Source organism: Acinetobacter lwoffii, from assembly GCF_024129435.1.
GTDB lineage: Bacteria > Pseudomonadota > Gammaproteobacteria > Pseudomonadales > Moraxellaceae > Acinetobacter > Acinetobacter lwoffii_F.
Genome location: NZ_JAMXXN010000011.1, coordinates 1 through 17,066, shown reverse-complemented (window position 1 = coordinate 17,066; position 17,066 = coordinate 1). Strand labels below are relative to the sequence as shown.

14 protein-coding genes are annotated in these 17,066 nt (G+C 41.2%); 1 reads left to right on the top strand and 13 read right to left on the bottom strand.

The features are described 5' to 3' along the window. Positions 1-16: 16 nt before the first annotated feature. The 6 genes from filF to filA form a co-directional block, all read right to left on the bottom strand. Complete coding sequence (gene filF / locus NI455_RS08900; protein WP_253113696.1) at positions 17-1,948, bottom strand: putative pilus system protein FilF; 1,932 nt, start codon at positions 1,946-1,948, stop codon at positions 17-19. Positions 1,949-1,968: 20 nt separating this feature from the next. Then, entirely contained in the window at positions 1,969-3,099 is a 1,131-nt protein-coding gene (gene filE, locus NI455_RS08895) for a putative pilus assembly protein FilE (RefSeq protein WP_253113693.1), read from the bottom strand. A 7-nt stretch (positions 3,100-3,106) separates the two neighbouring features. Further along, the gene (gene filD / locus NI455_RS08890) at positions 3,107-4,771 is read right to left on the bottom strand and encodes a putative pilus system OmpP1/FadL family transporter FilD (RefSeq protein WP_253113690.1); all 1,665 of its coding nucleotides are present in this window, start codon (positions 4,769-4,771) and stop codon (positions 3,107-3,109) included. A gap of 12 nt (positions 4,772-4,783) precedes the next feature. After that, positions 4,784-5,989: a putative pilus system protein FilC gene (filC, locus tag NI455_RS08885; RefSeq protein ID WP_253113686.1), complete on the bottom strand. Its 1,206-nt coding sequence runs from the start codon at positions 5,987-5,989 to the stop codon at positions 4,784-4,786. A 34-nt stretch (positions 5,990-6,023) separates the two neighbouring features. After that, on the bottom strand, positions 6,024-6,857 hold the full coding sequence (gene filB, locus NI455_RS08880; RefSeq protein ID WP_168730685.1) for a putative pilus system C39 family peptidase FilB: 834 nt from the start codon (positions 6,855-6,857) through the stop codon (positions 6,024-6,026). A 187-nt stretch (positions 6,858-7,044) separates the two neighbouring features. Continuing rightward, a complete protein-coding gene (gene filA, locus NI455_RS08875) occupies positions 7,045-8,058 on the bottom strand; it encodes a putative pilus system protein FilA (protein WP_253113684.1) in 1,014 nt (337 codons plus the stop codon). 259 nt (positions 8,059-8,317) lie between these two features. On the opposite strand from filA, the gene NI455_RS08870 reads away from it, so the two are divergent. Further along, positions 8,318-9,649: an anthranilate synthase component I family protein gene (locus NI455_RS08870; RefSeq protein ID WP_253113682.1), complete on the top strand. Its 1,332-nt coding sequence runs from the start codon at positions 8,318-8,320 to the stop codon at positions 9,647-9,649. Between the two features lie 131 nt (positions 9,650-9,780). Here the strand turns inward: NI455_RS08870 and hisC are convergent, their stop codons facing one another. From hisC to NI455_RS08835, 7 genes are all read right to left on the bottom strand, one after another. After that, on the bottom strand, positions 9,781-10,869 hold the full coding sequence (hisC, locus tag NI455_RS08865; RefSeq protein WP_253113680.1) for a histidinol-phosphate transaminase: 1,089 nt from the start codon (positions 10,867-10,869) through the stop codon (positions 9,781-9,783). Positions 10,870-11,017: 148 nt separating this feature from the next. Further along, positions 11,018-12,322: a histidinol dehydrogenase gene (gene hisD, locus NI455_RS08860; protein WP_253113678.1), complete on the bottom strand. Its 1,305-nt coding sequence runs from the start codon at positions 12,320-12,322 to the stop codon at positions 11,018-11,020. Positions 12,323-12,508: 186 nt separating this feature from the next. Then, positions 12,509-13,210 carry an ATP phosphoribosyltransferase gene (gene hisG / locus NI455_RS08855; protein ID WP_004646025.1) on the bottom strand — a complete coding sequence of 234 codons (702 nt, stop codon included), beginning with the start codon at positions 13,208-13,210 and terminating at the stop codon, positions 12,509-12,511. Beyond that, positions 13,210-14,466: a UDP-N-acetylglucosamine 1-carboxyvinyltransferase gene (murA, locus tag NI455_RS08850; RefSeq protein WP_004279150.1), complete on the bottom strand. Its 1,257-nt coding sequence runs from the start codon at positions 14,464-14,466 to the stop codon at positions 13,210-13,212. Before murA ends, hisG begins: the two co-directional genes overlap by 1 nt. Before the next feature lie 7 nt (positions 14,467-14,473). Then, complete coding sequence (gene ibaG / locus NI455_RS08845) at positions 14,474-14,725, bottom strand: BolA family iron metabolism protein IbaG (protein ID WP_004730742.1); 252 nt, start codon at positions 14,723-14,725, stop codon at positions 14,474-14,476. A gap of 133 nt (positions 14,726-14,858) precedes the next feature. Continuing rightward, positions 14,859-15,191: a ribosome hibernation-promoting factor, HPF/YfiA family gene (hpf, locus tag NI455_RS08840; RefSeq protein ID WP_004730744.1), complete on the bottom strand. Its 333-nt coding sequence runs from the start codon at positions 15,189-15,191 to the stop codon at positions 14,859-14,861. Positions 15,192-15,375: 184 nt separating this feature from the next. Beyond that, positions 15,376-16,827, bottom strand: coding sequence for an RNA polymerase factor sigma-54 (locus tag NI455_RS08835; protein ID WP_253113676.1), 1,452 nt, complete (start codon positions 16,825-16,827; stop codon positions 15,376-15,378). Positions 16,828-17,066 lie beyond the last annotated feature (239 nt).

Genomic DNA, 17,066 nt, shown 5'->3' with positions numbered 1-17,066 from the left:
TTATTTTTAAAGAATATTATTTGGCTTTGACTTGATAGCAATCCGCAAGCTTAAACTCAACCGAACCACCGTTTAATTTTGCTAGGCTAATATCTGCCGGTGTTTCACCCTCATTGTTATTATTATAAACTTTTTGAAAACTCGCATAGGTATTGGCCCATTGTACCCCATCACCTGCCGAATTCAGGAAAGTTACACGCCCATTCTGGCCGACATTAGTATCTAACACATTAGACAAATTGAGCAGTGCACCACCGATCACAATCGAATCCCTAGAATCCGGTGAAGACTGGATACGTGAGTCTACCCCTACCAATGCGCCATTGATATTACCAAACTTTTCATTGGCCAAAATCAGGCGCATCGAAACCGCTTTATCAGCCACAAATGCACGTCCCAAAGTTCCAAGGCGATATTGTTGTATGCCTTGATGATCTAAGAGCGTAGCTGCCAACACATCACCCTTACAGCCTGCTACCGGATCAGTTGCTAAATTGCTGGAAGATTGCATATTAGTGCGTACATCACCATTACTGTCAATGACGATTCCTAAAGTAATTGGGCTGACAGTGGTATCTGTAAATTTAAATTCCAGATTGGCATACATTGGGAAAATGTATTTCTCCCCATCCGCGACGTTCTGCGCTGTTTTAAAGACCTGACGATCCAGATAACTAATTGGGAAAATCTTATATAGATCAACGCTTCCCGTATAGTTTTCACCATCGGCCTGCAAACGCCACAACCCCAAGTTGGCTTGATCGGAAGTATCCAGCGATTTTTTGTCAGTCACCATCTTATAGAAAGCTTCTTTACCGGCGATCACATAATCATTCAATAATCTGCCTTGATACAACTCAAGCGGAGTCGCATTATTTGCAATATTCAAGCGGTAAGGCGTGTTAATGGTTTTACTGGTTGGATGAATCCATGAACTTTGTGGATCAGCGGTCATTTGTACCGGTTTCACCTTACGGATGAGTTCAGCATTAACTCCCCCTAAGGAGGATAAATTTTCTTTCGCCACTTTTGACTGAGTATCACGCCATTGCAGGCCACTGCCAAAGGTGTAGCCCTGGCGATCGGTAATCAGCATAAAATGGCCAAATAAATATTTAGTATTCTTATTCTTAATATCACAAGGGCTTTGATTACAACCCACCAGTCCATCTGAACCCGTCAGGTTACTTCCAATCACACCGGATGTTGAAAATAATGAAAATTCTGGCTGATACATAGCTGCGTTGGCAATCGTCACCAGTTTTTTGACTGTGGTAAAAGCAACCTCATCCGAAATTGTGCTGATATCAACAAAATCTTTGATTTTAGTCGCCAAATCAGTATCAGTCAGACTAATATTTCCACTGATTTTAGCCAAATTTTTGCGCATCTCTTCAGTAATATATAAAGGCTGCACATCTGATGGATTAACAATACGCCCCTCTTGTAGCGCCAAAGCTTGCAGAATTTTAACCAGACGCATGGCAACCTGAACGGTAGGATCAGTAGGCACCAAATCACCTACGCGACGTCCGCTAATCCCAGTTGCAATATCGATTACACTTAAACGCGGCAACTGGGTCTGGGCACTAAAACTGGCATAATCACTGAGTTTTATTTGACCTAAATTGATCTTATTCGAACCAAAACTTTGAATAGACAACTCAATATTATCGGTCTTTTGACAGGTTCCAGAAGCTACCCCATTTTTACTGTCAAATAACGTAATAAAGGTATTTTCTGTATCGCCACTACAGTTGAAATTTAAACCATCAAGCGGATATTCCAGCCCCCATTCCACACAGTTATTTGTACCTGAGGTACAAGTACCATTGGTCGTGGCTTCATCGTTTTTTTCTGGAATGACATTGGCACTTTCCCCACCACACCCGCTCAGTGCCATTAAAAGTGTGGTTAAAGCAAATGGAAATAATATTTTATTTTTCATTTTTTGTACTCGAATAGTCCTTATCGAATGGCAACTAATTTTAGTTGTCCATGATTTGTCAGCATCTTGTCTTCAACATCTATCGCGGAGGCCAAAGGCGTCAATAATACATATCCACTTTGTGCAGGAATCTGGAGAACCCCTTCGATACGCTCATGTTGAATAATATTCGCCTGTCCTTCCTGATTTTTAAAACCGCCCGCTCCTTCAAGCACACAGCCACGACTGTCTAAAAATACAACAAAAGGCCAATAATACGTTGGATTTTTCTGGCTAGAGGCATAAGAGTTGATCTGAATATTCTGGATATCGGATTGAAGCTTGACCACTTCAAAATCAAATTCGTCTGCTTTAAGAGGCGCACGAGGCCACAGGTTAACTGCTTTTTTAAGGCTGATTTCTTTCGCTTTTTTAATTTTCTTATCAGTAAAACACTGCATGCCCAAGCTATCGATAGTCTCCGACTGTGAAATACGATAATAACTTTGAGCCAGTACCACAGGACCGGAATCTACTTCTGGAGTTTGAAACAAGGATTTTAATACGGATTGTCCCACCCCTTTTTCACGTTCAATTGTCTGGATCCGGGTAGTTCCGATATTTTTATCTACTACTCCTTCGGGCATGCTATAGAAACGTTTTTTGCCTTCCAAATTAAATTCTTTATTTTCCAGATACTCACTATCTACATATTCAATGCCTTCAACCTGGCTAAATCCCGTTTTTTGTATGGTAGCAACAGAAGATCCAACTCCAGCATCAGGAGTTTGAATAGTTTGAGATCCAAGTATTAATTGTGGTTTAGACTGAATCTTTTCTTGCGCAATATGCGGTTGTACTGGTTGTACTGGTTGTACTGGTTGTACAACCATATTATGGTCATGCTTAGGTTTGACTTGTCCATTTTTTACGACGGACACTTTTTCTAAGTTTTGCTTTACAGGTGTGGACTGAACTGCTGCAGTTCCTACTGTTTTCGACAATCGAGATTTGTCCTCAATTTTTTTCTCTGCATTATTACGGGGTACGACTAATGGTCGTCCATCCGGACCAATAATCGTAATAAATTCTTTAGCGCTTGTATAAAAAGACACGGATACCAGACTTAATGCCAGTACCGCTGTCAATCCAACGTTCCCTGTCTTGATCATTTTTCCCTTACCAACGCGTGCGATAATTCAAACCTAAAATTGTAATTTTGGTATCTGTTTTTACGTTTAAACCTGCATATGGGTTTAATAACAGGTTATTTACCCCTGTCTGGTTGGCTAAACTACTGGTATTTGCTGGAATCTGATCTTTGCTACGCAAGAAACCAATCGAGAGATCCAGATCAGTGTCTGCATCGAAACGGTAACCTACACCTAAACCAAAGAGCTGTGCACCATTGATCGGCACCATGGTATTACGCTTATTTTTTGGAATAGCACTGGTACGCGGTTCATAACCTGCCCGAAGCTTCAAGCGGTCTGTAGCGGCATATTCAATACCAATACCAAAGTTCCACGGCGATTCAAATCCCATAGGTAAAGCCAGTGAAGAATCAGTGACATTAGCAGACAAAATTTTGGCAATTTTTAGGGCTGAAATGGTACGGTCAAATTCGAATTTAAATTCGTCCCAGACCTTGTAATCTGTCCAGCCAATATCAAAATTGACTTGCAAATCTGGCATCACTTTATATTTGATACCTGCCTGAAAATGCGCCGGATATTCAAAATCCATCGACACCAGACCTGATTCACTTGATGGTATATAATTTGGAAAGCCAAGAATAGCCGCCAGAATCTGACCGGTTGGCGAGGTCATCAAACCTTTGATCATTTCCTGAGGGGCTTTGGCATTATCAATATGATATTTACCTTTTAAGCGCATTTTCGCAGAACTTTGGTAGACCATACCAAAACTAAAATCTTCGCGCGGTTCCCACAATATTCCCAGGTTATAACTTGGGCTTAAGTTTTGCTCAAGCTCCAGTTGCATTTGACCAAACTTGCCAAATGGATTCATCCCCTCATCCGCATTACAGATCCCGAGCAAAAGAATATCTGTAATAATGTCGGAATTTTCTTTAAACGGCGTACACACAACTTCGTCGATCATACGCAACATTCCGATCAACTCATTCGGGAAACGCAAGTCCGTTTTCATCCCAATGGCTTGATAAGACATCCCGATAGAAGCACCAATCGACAGCTGGTCATTAACCTCATAACCGATGGATGGTGACAGATAGGTAATCCGCTCTAAAGCAACCTGCTGCCCCATAAAGTTTGCCGGGTTACCATCTTCATGACCAAAACCTGCCATGAGAGGAGCATAAACAGCAGTCGCATACGTGGCTTTAGATCCAGGTGGGTTGTATGCAATCCCCATGGTCGGTGCAGTCAAAGGAAGGCCTTCCCCTAAATCCACCATTTTTTTCAAAAAAGGGACATAAAGGCTGACATATTCCACATCGCCTTTGACTGGGCCTTTAAAATCGGTACACAAATCAGATGAAACTTCAGGACCGTCATTACAGACAATAGGATCATCAGAATAGCCAAATACGTTATATCCGGCCGGTACTGAAAACTCACGCTGGATATCAAAATTAGCCACAATGATTTGCTGTTCGGTTTGCAGACCATCAATTTTAGTCAGTGCAGCCGGGTTAAAGTGGATGGCATTGACCCCTGGAGGATCTGCGGTGACGGCATTCCCCATGGATAGTGCACGTAAATCAACTGAAAGGTTGGTTCCCAATTGTGCAAAGGTATAACTTGAACAGCCCGCAAGAATAATTCCTGTCAATAACGGGCTAAGTCGAATGTTTTTCATACGACACCCCTATTAACTAATTTTTTTACCAAAACCTAAAATATCAAGTGGGAATGATAATCCCAACGAAACATCCGGTGCATCTTCGGTCAGCCCTAAGCCAACGGTACCATTAACAATGGTTTCTGGAGAGACTCGTACACCTAAGGAAATTGCAAAGGTAGAACTGGTCTGATCCGCAGCAGAATAGCTTTCACCCGTGTCATATTTAAATTCAGCACCGGTGTTAAAGCTTTGCTGATAGGACATGGTCATCGAAACGTCATAGTTAAATGAATATGCAAAACCAAAGGCAAAGCCTCCACTAATCCCCGGTTCGAACTCCTCAATCCCCCGTCTACCACGACGCTGATTCAGGCCCGATTCTTTAAAACCGTAATTTGCAGAGACGGATGCAAACAATACGACGGGGTCAATGTATTTACGCGTACTGGCACCCACACCAGCAGAGTAATAGCCCTTTCCTGCTGCCAGATCTGTTGCAGCATTAATTTCATAAGGGCTTTCACCGGTTTTTGTTGATAAATTACCAAATAAAATCAGAGGCAGACGACCCGCTTTTAGTGGAAAGGGTTCCCAGCGAGCACCCAAACTAATATCGCCTAAACCTGCAGTAGACGTATCTTTTAACAAGTCAGTTTTGGCCACTAAAGGTAAGGATGCAGTCAAGGTCAGGTTATCTTTCACGCCATATTGGAAAGTGAAAGTATTAGTCATACTATGTGTTGCATTTTCTTGAACACGTAGTTGATACAATTGGCCCTGAGCCATTTCTATATCGAGTTGAGTGTCTCGATAATAGGTATAATCAATATCGTAATATGATGAAATTTCGCCTTGTTTAATCAGGGAGTATTGACGTTCATTTGACGTAAATACTTCTTCCAGATTAGCTGCCTGAGTAGCATCCCCTTCTTGTTGCTGTAAAGCTTGAGATGCATCTACGACTTGGCCAGCCTGAGTCTCTACAGGTGATGCTGTTTCAACGACCGCCTCTTCAACTGCTTCATATTCACCTAGTTCTGATTCTTCTGCAGTCTGCGTTTCGACCTGCCCGGTTTGAGCCGGTACAGATGCAGCAGTTTCAACGACAACTTCCTCATCAACCGTTTCGTATTCACCTAGTGCTGGTTCTTCTGCAGCAAATGCAACGCCCATTACCATTTGAATGCTCAGTGCCAAGAACGTCTTGTTCATCCATTTACTGTTCATATCCATTTCACCATTTTAATTTTTATTACTGTTTTTCATTTTATTTATTCTTGTAATACAGTCTCAGGAAGTTATGTTGATATTCCCCAAATTTTTCTGACTCTGTATTACGATTACGGTCCATACGGATCGTAGAAGCTTTATCAGCAATTTTGTCCATATAAAATTGTGGATACTGCATGTCAACCAAGGCATAGCGATTGATCGTAGCATCTTCTACATGACGCATATCTGATTCTTTTAATGCTAGAAATTTTTTGCGATATTGTTCAGGTACATTAATCAGGAACAAAGTGTTATTTTCCCAAATATCCTGAAAACGCCGTTCCTCAAAACTGATATTACCAAGTGCTGGATCTGCAACATAAACCCGGCCATTTTTATAACCTTTATAAACTACAAAATGCTTAAATCCTGCATAGGAAATCGGAACAATGGCGGGCTGATCTTGATTAACTAAATCTTTGAACTCCCCTCGATAGCCTCCACTTTCCAACCCTAAGGCTGACACAAAGCGCTTCATATCAAGCAGAGAAAAACTACGGCGTTCAACAATTTTATCCGTTTCACCGAATTTCATCAGCCCACTCATGACTTGCTGCTCATCCAGCTGCGTACCGACATAACCATTGAGCAGGGTCGTAAGCGCTGCCGAACCACAACTATAATCATAAGCCTGACGTACAATGCCCTGAAACTGATCCAGAAGTGCCGGTTTTACTTCTACAGCTTCACGGTGCATACGTACAAAAGAGTCATTTCTTGAATCAAGAACTTCAGTATAGTGAACAGCACCATTTGGCTGTTTTTTGATATCCAGAGCTTCTTTGGCAGCGTAATACATCAATGCCGAGCCTAACGCGATCTCTAACATAATTATTAACTTTTCTTATAATGGGCATGATGCGCCTATTTTTCTTTTTATAGAGCATTCACTCTACTTCCTTGTAACTAGAAAGATACCTGCTTTTTCAAAAAAATACAGTATTTTTTTTATTTTTTGGATGAATGATCCAGTCATAAAAAAAGCGCGTGTAAACACGCGCTTTTTTAAAAGAAACTTAACGTCCAGAAATTGTGATAACAGCCCCTTTTGTATACGTTCCTGCTGAAGGAGACCAATAAGTTTGCAAACCTTGGACTTCCATATCTCCAATTGAGCCAGCATTACGGCTACCAAGATGGATGCCTTTAATATATTGATCCTTTGTTCCTGTATCATTGCTTACGATACGTAAATGAGCCGCTCTTTGTTCTCCTGTAAGAGCCCCTACAGCATCATTAAATATTTGAATATCAGAATTAATTGTTAAATCATTATCGTTAGCATCAGCAACTTTAATACTTTCTATAAAGATCTCGCCTGCCTCTGAAGTTAAAATATCTTCTGATGAAGTTGCACTAGTCATAGCAAAACCAGCTGCCTTACCTTTAGTAGAGTTATCTAGCAGACCCAAGTTCTTAATTTCCAAACCACCTGTCATAGTCGTATTTAATTTGATCATTGCACCTTGAGGAGCAGCACCTACTTGAATGTTCGCATCCATTTTACCTGTGACAATCTCTAAACCACTTAAAATCGCATTATAATTATTGTCATTACCACCACGGCGAAGCGATTTCGTTAAATCCTGTGTTCCTGAGGCTGTAACACCAATCTCACCAATATTAACCTTTAAACCTGACACTTGCGCTGCAATATTTAAGAAAGCTCCTCCATTATTTACATCGCCCGCATCAGAATCAATTTGTAGATCTGCAAGGTTTTTAGTTGTAAGTAAATGCGCCCCATTATCAGCATAGTTAGCACCAATCACAACACCGTGGGCCGCAGTAACCCCCTCGCCATTACCTTTAATTACAATTGCACCAGCATTGCTAATTGTACCATTCAAACCATCATTGTCATGAATAAATAGTTTTTCAATTTCAATTTTTGAAATACCGATACCAATACTAATACCGTCTTGACCCGTTGTTTCGCTTAGAGATGCATCATCCATTGCTTGCATCGCCATCGCATTGGCACTAAATGCAACTGAAGTCGCTAAAACTAATTTTGTAAATTTTTTCATTGTTTACTCTCCCAAGAGTACTATTTTTTTTGGTTGTGAATTACTCAGTGTTTAGGCTGTATTTTTTATTTTCTGACAGCTTAAGCATCTTTCCTTGAGTAATTTGCTAGCCCACTTAAATTAGCGTCGAGTCAGTTTTTGATCAACTGTTGTTGGTCGCAATCTGTCGCTTACCGATAAACGGTATTTCATGATTTAAAAATATTTTCCTGACTTCTTGATATAAAATAGTGAGTCATATTGAACTCTCTATAACTGAATGACCGAAGCTCTCTATCATCGTCCCTTAAAGTTTGAATCACATCTAGTTGCAGATCTATTATCCGCATTGAAGACATTGGATCATCTGGTGTATTTAAATAATAATGGTCAGCCTTTTATTGCCTGCTGCGCTCAAGAATATTTTGTGGCGCAGACATCACAAATTCAGTCTTTTAAAAGAACAGGGATTGAACAGTATCAACCCAGCCCATCTGAGTTTAATTTAGTGATTGATGCATTAAAAAATCCTCAAAAGAATGGATTTCATGGAGGCTATGTCGGTTTTATTGGCTACGATTATGCGGCTCAACAATATATTCAGTATCCAGATCGTCCTCAACCTGGTTTATTTATTGGTCAATTTCCTTCCTACATTAAACCAATCCCTGATGGCTGGATGTTCTATAGTGATGATCCACAGGCAGAACAGATTTTCAATCATATTCAGAACTTACTTAATCAAGATAAAATTCACCCGACATTTCATTTAAAAAATCCTTGTACCTCACGCTGGGCCAAATCTGTCTATACTCAGGCTTTTCAGAAAATTCAGGACTATATTGTTGCAGGTGACTGCTATCAGATTAATCTAACCCAAGAGTTTAAAGGTCGTGCCCAAGGCTCCCTCTTAGCGACTGCCCAAGCATTCTGGACATTAACCGAAGCGCCCTACGCGGGTTATTTACGTATTGGTGATTTTGAATTACTCAGCTGCTCACCCGAGTTATTTATTGACTTCGAAAAAAATCGAAAAATTATCACCAAACCAATTAAAGGCACCATGCCACGCTATAGCGATCCTGTGCTAGATGAACAATCTAAACACAACTTAAAAACATCGGAAAAAGATCAGGCCGAAAATGTCATGATTGTGGATTTATTACGTAATGATTTAAGTGTGTATGCGGAAACAGGTTCGGTTAAAACACCCAAATTATTTAATATCGAAAGTTTTAATCAAGTACATCATATGGTGAGCGAAGTTGAAGCGACCTTAAAAGCGGATGTGAATCCTTTCGAGGTGCTAATGTCAGCCCTACCAGGTGGCTCAATTACGGGGGCACCTAAAATTCGTGCCATGCAGATTATTGCTGAATTGGAAGGTGCAGCACGTGGAGCTTATTGTGGCTCAATGGGTTATTTTAATTTTGATGGTACGGGCTCCTGGAACATTCTGATTCGTTCCCTCCAAAAATATCAAGAAGATGTTTCTTTATGGGCGGGCGGTGGAATTACTATTTCTTCAGATTGTGATGCAGAATATCAGGAATGTTTTGATAAAGTTTCAGCGATGCTGGATCTATTAAATACATGGTATCAGCCTGAATAAATAAAAAAGCGAATCATTTGATTCGCTTTTTTATTTTGAATCCAGCCTAATCCTCATTTACCAAAGGAGGGAATCCTCTAATTCAGTAAAACTAAGAAGACCCTTCTTTTATAAAGAGGAGTTTGGGGAGATTAAGCTAAAATATCGTTTTTCAAGGTATCGACTAAACGCTGATTTTGCTCATCTGTACCAATAGTAATTCGCAAGAACTGGTTAATACGTGGCTTGTTAAAATAACGCACGATAATGCCACGTTCACGCAACTCCCTTGCAAGCTCGCCTGCATCCGTAGATGGCAATGAGGCAAAAATAAAGTTGGCACTCGATGGTAAAACTTTAAAACCAAGCTCATTTAATTGAGACACCAACTTTTCACGGCTAGCAATCACTTTTGCATTTTGTGCTTCAAAGTAGGCTTGATCTTCAAATGAAGCGACCGCTGCAGCAATCGCAAAACGGTCCATCGGATAAGAGTTAAAGCTATTTTTGACTGCTTCCAGTGCTGCAATTAAATGGGACTGAGCAATCGCAAAACCAACACGCAAACCCGCAAGAGAACGTGACTTCGATGTGGTTTGACATACGACTAAATTCTCATATTTCTCAACCAGCTTAACTGCTGATTCAGCACCAAAATCCACATAGGCTTCATCAATCACCACCACTGAATCCGGATTGGCTTGCAGAATTTCTTCAATCGCAGCCAAACCTAGATCAATACTGGTCGGCGCATTAGGATTAGTAATAATAATGCCGCCATTAGCTTGTTTATAGTCATCCACAACAATTTCAAAGTCATCATTCAGTGGCAAGATTTTGGTTTTGACGCCGAAAAACTGACTATAAACCGGATAGAAACTATAGGTAATATCTGGATAAAGTACAGGCCGTTCTTGAACAAAAAATGCTTTAAAGATATGTGCCAAAATCTCATCTGAGCCATTGCCGACAAAGACAGTGTCTACAGGTACATTTTGCTGTTTAGCGATCGCCTGTTTCAACTCTGATGCATCCGGGTCAGGATACAGACGCAAAACATCCGCCGAATTCGCAAGTACCTTTTGAACTGCTTCTACCACTTTGGGTGATGGTGGATACGGATTTTCATTGGTATTAAGTTTTAAAATATTCTGGATTTTTGGTTGTTCGCCTGGGATATACGGTTCTAATTCACGTACTTCAGGACTCCAAAAACGCATTTGTTCTGTTGTGATATTCATTTTGTATTCTCTTTAAACCCTCTCCTAACCTCTCCCTGAGCCATATATGGCGCAAGAGAGGAATTTTCATTACTAAAGACACAAGATTTTTGTGGTTTAAATTCTCCTCTCCTTTTAGGAGAGGGTCAGGGAGAGGTGGTAATGCTATTTATGATTGATAACGATAACGTGCTGAACGCGCATGCGCATCCAGGTTTTCTTGTTGCGCCAAGATATCCGCGGTTTTTGCTAAAGTTTTTACACCTTCTTGTGAGCACATGATCAGGCTTGAGCGCTTCTGGAAATCATAGACACCAAGTGGCGATGAAAAACGCGCAGTACCTGAAGTTGGCAAGACATGGTTTGGCCCGGCACAGTAATCACCAATGGCTTCAGGCGTATAACGCCCCATAAAGATCGCACCTGCATGACGAATGCTATCAGACATTGCTTCTGCATCATCTAAACACAACATCAAATGCTCAGGCGCCACCTGATTAATCAAATCTGACGCTTCTTGACGGTCTTTCACCAAGACCAAAGCACCACGATTGGCAATCGAGGTACGGGCAATTTCTGCCTTCGGTAATGTTGCTAGATGCATTTCAATCGCCTGCTCAACATCATTCAGCAACTGTTCATCTGGTGTGATGAAAATAGCCTGTGCCACAGTGTCATGCTCAGCTTGCGAAAGTAAATCCATGGCCAGCCATTCAGCATTATTTTGGCCTTCGGCATATACCAAAATTTCAGAAGGCCCTGCAATCATGTCGATGCCGACCTGACCAAACACTGCACGTTTCGCTGCAGCAACAAAACGGTTGCCCGGGCCAGTAATTTTATCTACTGCTGGGACAGTTTCTGTACCATAAGCCAATGCCGCAACCGCTTGCGCGCCACCAATGGTAAAGACACGCGTTACGCCTGCCAGATATGCAGCCGCCAGTACCAATGGGTTTAAATCACCATTCGGCGCAGGTACCACCATAATAATTTCAGGAACACCCGCCACATGTGCAGGCACCGCATTCATCAATACTGAAGATGGATAAGACGCCAGACCACCCGGTACATAAATCCCCACACGATCCAGTGGAGTCACTTTCTGACCGAGCGTATTGCCCAAGGCATCGACATAGGTCCAGCCGTCCTGTTTTTGTGCCTGGTGAAACTCGCGCACGCGTGCTGCAGCAAGCTCTAAAGCTTCGCGCACTTCAGTCGTCAAACCCTCGAAGGCAGCTTGCAGTTGCTCTTGGCTTAACTCTAAATCTGAAAATTGATGCGCCGGATGTCGATCGAACTGTTGAGTGAGTTTAAGAACTTGAGCATCACCATGCTGACGAACATCAGCAATAATTTGATCTACAGTTTTTAAAAGTTCAGGATCATTAACAGTTTCAAAAGCCAACAAGTCAGCAAATGCTTGCTTGAAGTTTTGATCTTGGGTCGATAAACGTCGCATCAATTTACCCATCAGGTTTGAATTCGAAGGCTTTAGTTTACCTGTTTTCCAGACTTTTGTCGGCAGCTATAGTGCTCTAGCCCTATGAGTTTTATTGGAAATAGCTTTTGGTAAAATTGATGAAAGAATTTACATCGTATTTATGTTCAATCGAATAAAAAAAACCGCCCTAAAAGGACGGTTTTTTATGCAAAAAATTTAAGCCTGTTTGGCCTTTTCACGTTCTTCTACGGCTTTTTCAAGCTGTGCCAGAATCGGATTTAACAACGCTTGCTTACGCTTGAAGCTGGCTTTATTCACGATTAAACGCGAAGACACTTTGCAAATTTCTTCAAGTGGCTCCAGACCATTGGCACGCAAGGTATTACCTGTATCTACGACGTCAACAATGTAATCGCCCAGACCGACCAGTGGTGCAAGTTCCATGGAGCCATACAGCTTGATCACATCAACCTGCTCACCCAAGCTGGCATAGTATTGACGGGTCAAATTCACGTACTTGGTCGCAATTTTTAAGCGACCTTTAGGACGTTGCATCCCCACCTTACCGGCGGTCATCAATTTACATACCGCAATTTTCAGGTCCAATGGTTCATAGACATTTTGTGCACCATGTTCCATCAATACATCTTTACCGGCCACGCCAATATCGGCTGCACCATTTTCAACATAAGTCGGTACATCTGAAGCACGTAAAATTAGAATACGAACCTGTTTATGCGTGGTCGGGAAAATCAATTTACGAGATTTATCAGGATCTTCTAAAAGATTAATCCCTGCTGTTTCTAGCAAAGGTAAAGTCTCTTTTAAGATACGCCCCTTACTTAATGCCAAAGTTAAACCATGATCAAAATTGCCCATTACGTCAAAGTTTGGATCATCGTTTCTCATATCGCTCATTAATTTACTCGCTTAATTTGGGCACCTAAACTTTGTAACTTTGCTTCTACATCTTCATAACCGCGGTCAATATGATAAATGCGGTCAATCAGCGTTTCACCTTCAGCGGCAAGTGCTGCCAGCACCAAAGAGAACGAAGCACGTAAATCTGTTGCCATTACGGGTGCGGCAGAAAGTTTTTCTACACCCGTTACCACAGCATCATTACCTTCTACCTGAATATTGGCACCCATACGTGCCAATTCAGGAACATGCATGAAACGGTTTTCAAAAATCGTTTCAGAAATTGTCGCAAAGCCTTGAGCAATGGCATTCACAGCCATAATCTGGGCTTGCATATCGGTTGGAAATTCTGGATGTGGTAAGGTTTGGAAGCTGACAGCTTTCGGACGTTTACCCAGCATATCCAGTTCAATCCAGTCGTCACCACGGGTCACTTCTGCGCCCATTTCTTCAAACTTGTCCAGCACCGCTTCCATCAGGGACGGATCAGTATGCGTGGTTTTGATACGACCGCCAGTGATCGCTGCTGCTGCCAGATATGAACCGGTTTCAATCCGGTCAGCAACAACCGCATATTCACAGCCATGCAGACGTTCGACACCGGTCACAATTAAAGTATCGGTATCTAGACCTTCAATCTTGGCACCCATCTTGATCAGCATTTGCGCAAGATCAGTGATCTCAGGTTCACGTGCTGCATTGCGAATCGTGGTCACACCATCGGCCAACACGGCAGCCATCAGAATATTTTCTGTCCCACCCACAGTCACCATATCAAAGACAACTTCGCCACCTTTCAGGCGACCATCGACTTTGGCATGTACATAACCGGCTTCGACTTCAATCTCGGCGCCTAAAGCTTCTAAAGCTTTCAAATGCTGATCGACAGGACGGGAACCAATCGCACAACCGCCTGGTAAAGACACTTTTGCACTGCCATAGCGCGCCAATAATGGACCAAGCACCAAAATAGAAGCACGCATAGTTTTTACGAGCTCATACGGTGCGAACTGGTTATCTAATGTAGAAGTATCAGCAACAACCGTATCGCCTTCATAAGTCATGGTGATCCCAAGACCAGCAATCAGCTTCACCAACGTATTGACATCTTTTAGATTAGGAACATTTCTGAGCGTAATCGGGGTATCAGCAAGAATCATTGCTGCCAATAATGGAAGTGCTGCATTCTTTGCACCAGAAATGCGCACTTCACCTTCGAGCTTGATACCGCCCTGAATTAAAAATTTATCCATTAAATGATTAAGCTCCAAATAAGCTTGCTTTGCGCCATTCTTCTTTTGTCATCGCGCGAATCGTTACTGCGTGAACTGCACCACTGGCAATATGGGCATTGAGAGGAGCATAAACAGCTTGTTGGCGTGCAACTGGACGCTTACCTTCAAATTGATCATCCACAATACGGAGATCAAATTTTCCGCCCTGACCACTCACAGCAACATCCGCCTCTGGAAAAGCGGCTTCTAAAATTTCAGCGAGCTGTTCATTATTCATCACAAGACCTCTTATAGGACTAAGGGTGTAAAACGAGCCATTTTACTATAAATAGCAAAAATAATTCATGGATCCATACATTATATATATAAAAAAAAGAGGCTTTTAAAACCTCTTTTTCATCATTTGTCCTTTATAGAGCTAAAGGATGCTGCTGTAAATGCATTTCCCGGTATCGATCAATCTGCCGTTTCAATTTTTCGGTCAATATTTTAATTGAGGTATACATATCATCTGCGGTGGCGTGAGCAAAAAATTCAATGCCCGGTAATCGGATAATAGCCTCTGCGATATGATTACTACTGCCCTTTCTAGAGCGTTTATCAATTTGATGATCTTTCGAGAGTTTCACTTGCATACTATTCACCTGATCTAGGTGCTTCGTCATCTGTGAAAACTTGGTTTTTATACTTTCTTCAATAGCTGGCGTAATCGATAAATGATGTCCACGAATTGTTATTTGCATAGTTCTATCCCTCACCTTCGTTAGGATTAGAAGAGTCTCAATATAAAATAATTTAAATACAGTAACTTATAAATAAAATATCCGTATTTTAAGTCCTGAATCAAATCAATCTTACTGATCCTCAAAAGAAAAAAGATTCATTATGTTGTCATAATGAATCTCTAGAATAGCCAGATTTCAAATTTTAGATCAAGACTTTTCGCTCAGAAGATGAAGGAATATGTAACGATTCACGATATTTCGCCACCGTACGTCGTGCCACATCAATGCCTTCATCTTTTAACATATTGGCAATTGCATTATCAGACAGAGGCTTACGGGCATTTTCTTCGGAAATCAGTTTTTTGATTTTGGCACGAATAGCAGTAGAAGATGCTTCACCACCTGAAGTAGTCCCGACATGACTCGAGAAGAAATATTTCAACTCGAACAATCCACGTGGGGTCAGCATATATTTATTGGTGGTTACACGAGAAACTGTAGATTCATGCAATTCGACTTCTTCGGCAATATCTCTTAAAACCAAAGGTTTCATGCCTTCTGCCCCAATTTCCAAGAACATTTTTTGATGTTCCACAATACAAGTCGCGACTTTCAATAAGGTTTTATGTCGTTCATCGATACTTTTGATAAAGTTCTTCGCTTCCAGCATCTGATTACGCAGGTACTGATTATCATCGCTTTGATCTGCACGACGAATCATTTTGGCATAAAAAGAATTGACGCGTAACTTTGGCAGCACATCCGAGTTTAAATTGACTTGCCAGCAGTTATTCTTTTTCATCACCACGACATCTGGCACCTGATAATCCGATTCCTTGTTTTCAAATTCCAGACCAGGATGCGGTTTTAATGTTTTTAGCAAATCTACGGCACAGCGCAACTGTTCTGGATTTAAGCCAGTCTGTTTGATCAGCTTAGGAAGCTCATTGGTAATCAACAATTCATAATGTTGCAGAAGTTTGATCGCATCATTTCGGCAAGGGGTTGACGCAGGTAAATTATCAAGTTGAACCAATAGGCATTCTGCCAAGCTTCTAGAACCTACACCTACCGGATCCAAACGCTGGATATGCTTTAATACAACGGCAACCTCATCATCTTCAATTTCTTCTTCAGACCCCATAGAAGAGAGTAAATGTTGTACTGATGCAGTAATTTCACTCAACTCAGCATCTAAAAAACCTTTGTCGTCCAAAGAATCGACTATGCAATAAGCGATTAATTTATCAACCTGTGAAAAATTCAGCAGATTAATTTGTTCTAGCATATATTCTTGCAGGCTCTGATGCCCTTGACGATTATCTTCACGCTCTTCGAACTCGGCTGCCCCCAGACTTGTAGGTTGATGGGTATAGACATCATCCCAATCGGTATCTACAGGTAAGTCATCAGGCAGATGATCGGCATTAAGTTCATTGGTTAGATCGTGATTTTCATTATTTGATTCAATTGTAGATAAGCTTTCAAGGGTAATTTGCTCTTCAACTTTTTCTAATAGAGGATTACTATCAAGTTGCAATTGAACTTCTTGCTCCAATTCCAGACTTGAAAGTTGTAATAGCCGAATTGCCTGCTGTAATTGTGGAGTTAATGACAGCGAGTTCGCAATTTTTATACCCACTGATAATCTCATTGTTACCCCCCTTAATAGAAAATCCCGTTTTATAAGCAATTTTTATGCCGTTTTATTTTTTATAACACAGATTTACCAAAAAACATACAAATTGGATTTTAAATTTCTAGTCTTTCGCGACTAATAATTGTTTAAATACTTAATTTTTCGCATAAAAAAAACACCCCCGGCCTTATGGTCGGGGGTGTTTAGGAATAATGAGCTGGCGATGACTTACTCTCACATGGGTAACCCCACAC

What these genes read in the sequence shown, in the direction of transcription:
- filF (WP_253113696.1), bottom strand. Translation starts at nt 1,948, where the DNA reads ATGAAAAATAAAATATTATTTCCATTTGCTTTAACCACACTTTTAATG.
- filE (WP_253113693.1), bottom strand. Translation starts at nt 3,099, where the DNA reads ATGATCAAGACAGGGAACGTTGGATTGACAGCGGTACTGGCATTAAGT.
- filD (WP_253113690.1), bottom strand. Translation starts at nt 4,771, where the DNA reads ATGAAAAACATTCGACTTAGCCCGTTATTGACAGGAATTATTCTTGCG.
- filC (WP_253113686.1), bottom strand. Translation starts at nt 5,989, where the DNA reads ATGGATATGAACAGTAAATGGATGAACAAGACGTTCTTGGCACTGAGC.
- filB (WP_168730685.1), bottom strand. Translation starts at nt 6,857, where the DNA reads ATGTTAGAGATCGCGTTAGGCTCGGCATTGATGTATTACGCTGCCAAA.
- filA (WP_253113684.1), bottom strand. Translation starts at nt 8,058, where the DNA reads ATGAAAAAATTTACAAAATTAGTTTTAGCGACTTCAGTTGCATTTAGT.
- NI455_RS08870 (WP_253113682.1), top strand. Translation starts at nt 8,318, where the DNA reads ATGACCGAAGCTCTCTATCATCGTCCCTTAAAGTTTGAATCACATCTA.
- hisC (WP_253113680.1), bottom strand. Translation starts at nt 10,869, where the DNA reads ATGAATATCACAACAGAACAAATGCGTTTTTGGAGTCCTGAAGTACGT.
- hisD (WP_253113678.1), bottom strand. Translation starts at nt 12,322, where the DNA reads ATGGGTAAATTGATGCGACGTTTATCGACCCAAGATCAAAACTTCAAG.
- hisG (WP_004646025.1), bottom strand. Translation starts at nt 13,210, where the DNA reads ATGAGCGATATGAGAAACGATGATCCAAACTTTGACGTAATGGGCAAT.
- murA (WP_004279150.1), bottom strand. Translation starts at nt 14,466, where the DNA reads ATGGATAAATTTTTAATTCAGGGCGGTATCAAGCTCGAAGGTGAAGTG.
- ibaG (WP_004730742.1), bottom strand. Translation starts at nt 14,725, where the DNA reads ATGAATAATGAACAGCTCGCTGAAATTTTAGAAGCCGCTTTTCCAGAG.
- hpf (WP_004730744.1), bottom strand. Translation starts at nt 15,191, where the DNA reads ATGCAAATAACAATTCGTGGACATCATTTATCGATTACGCCAGCTATT.
- NI455_RS08835 (WP_253113676.1), bottom strand. Translation starts at nt 16,827, where the DNA reads ATGAGATTATCAGTGGGTATAAAAATTGCGAACTCGCTGTCATTAACT.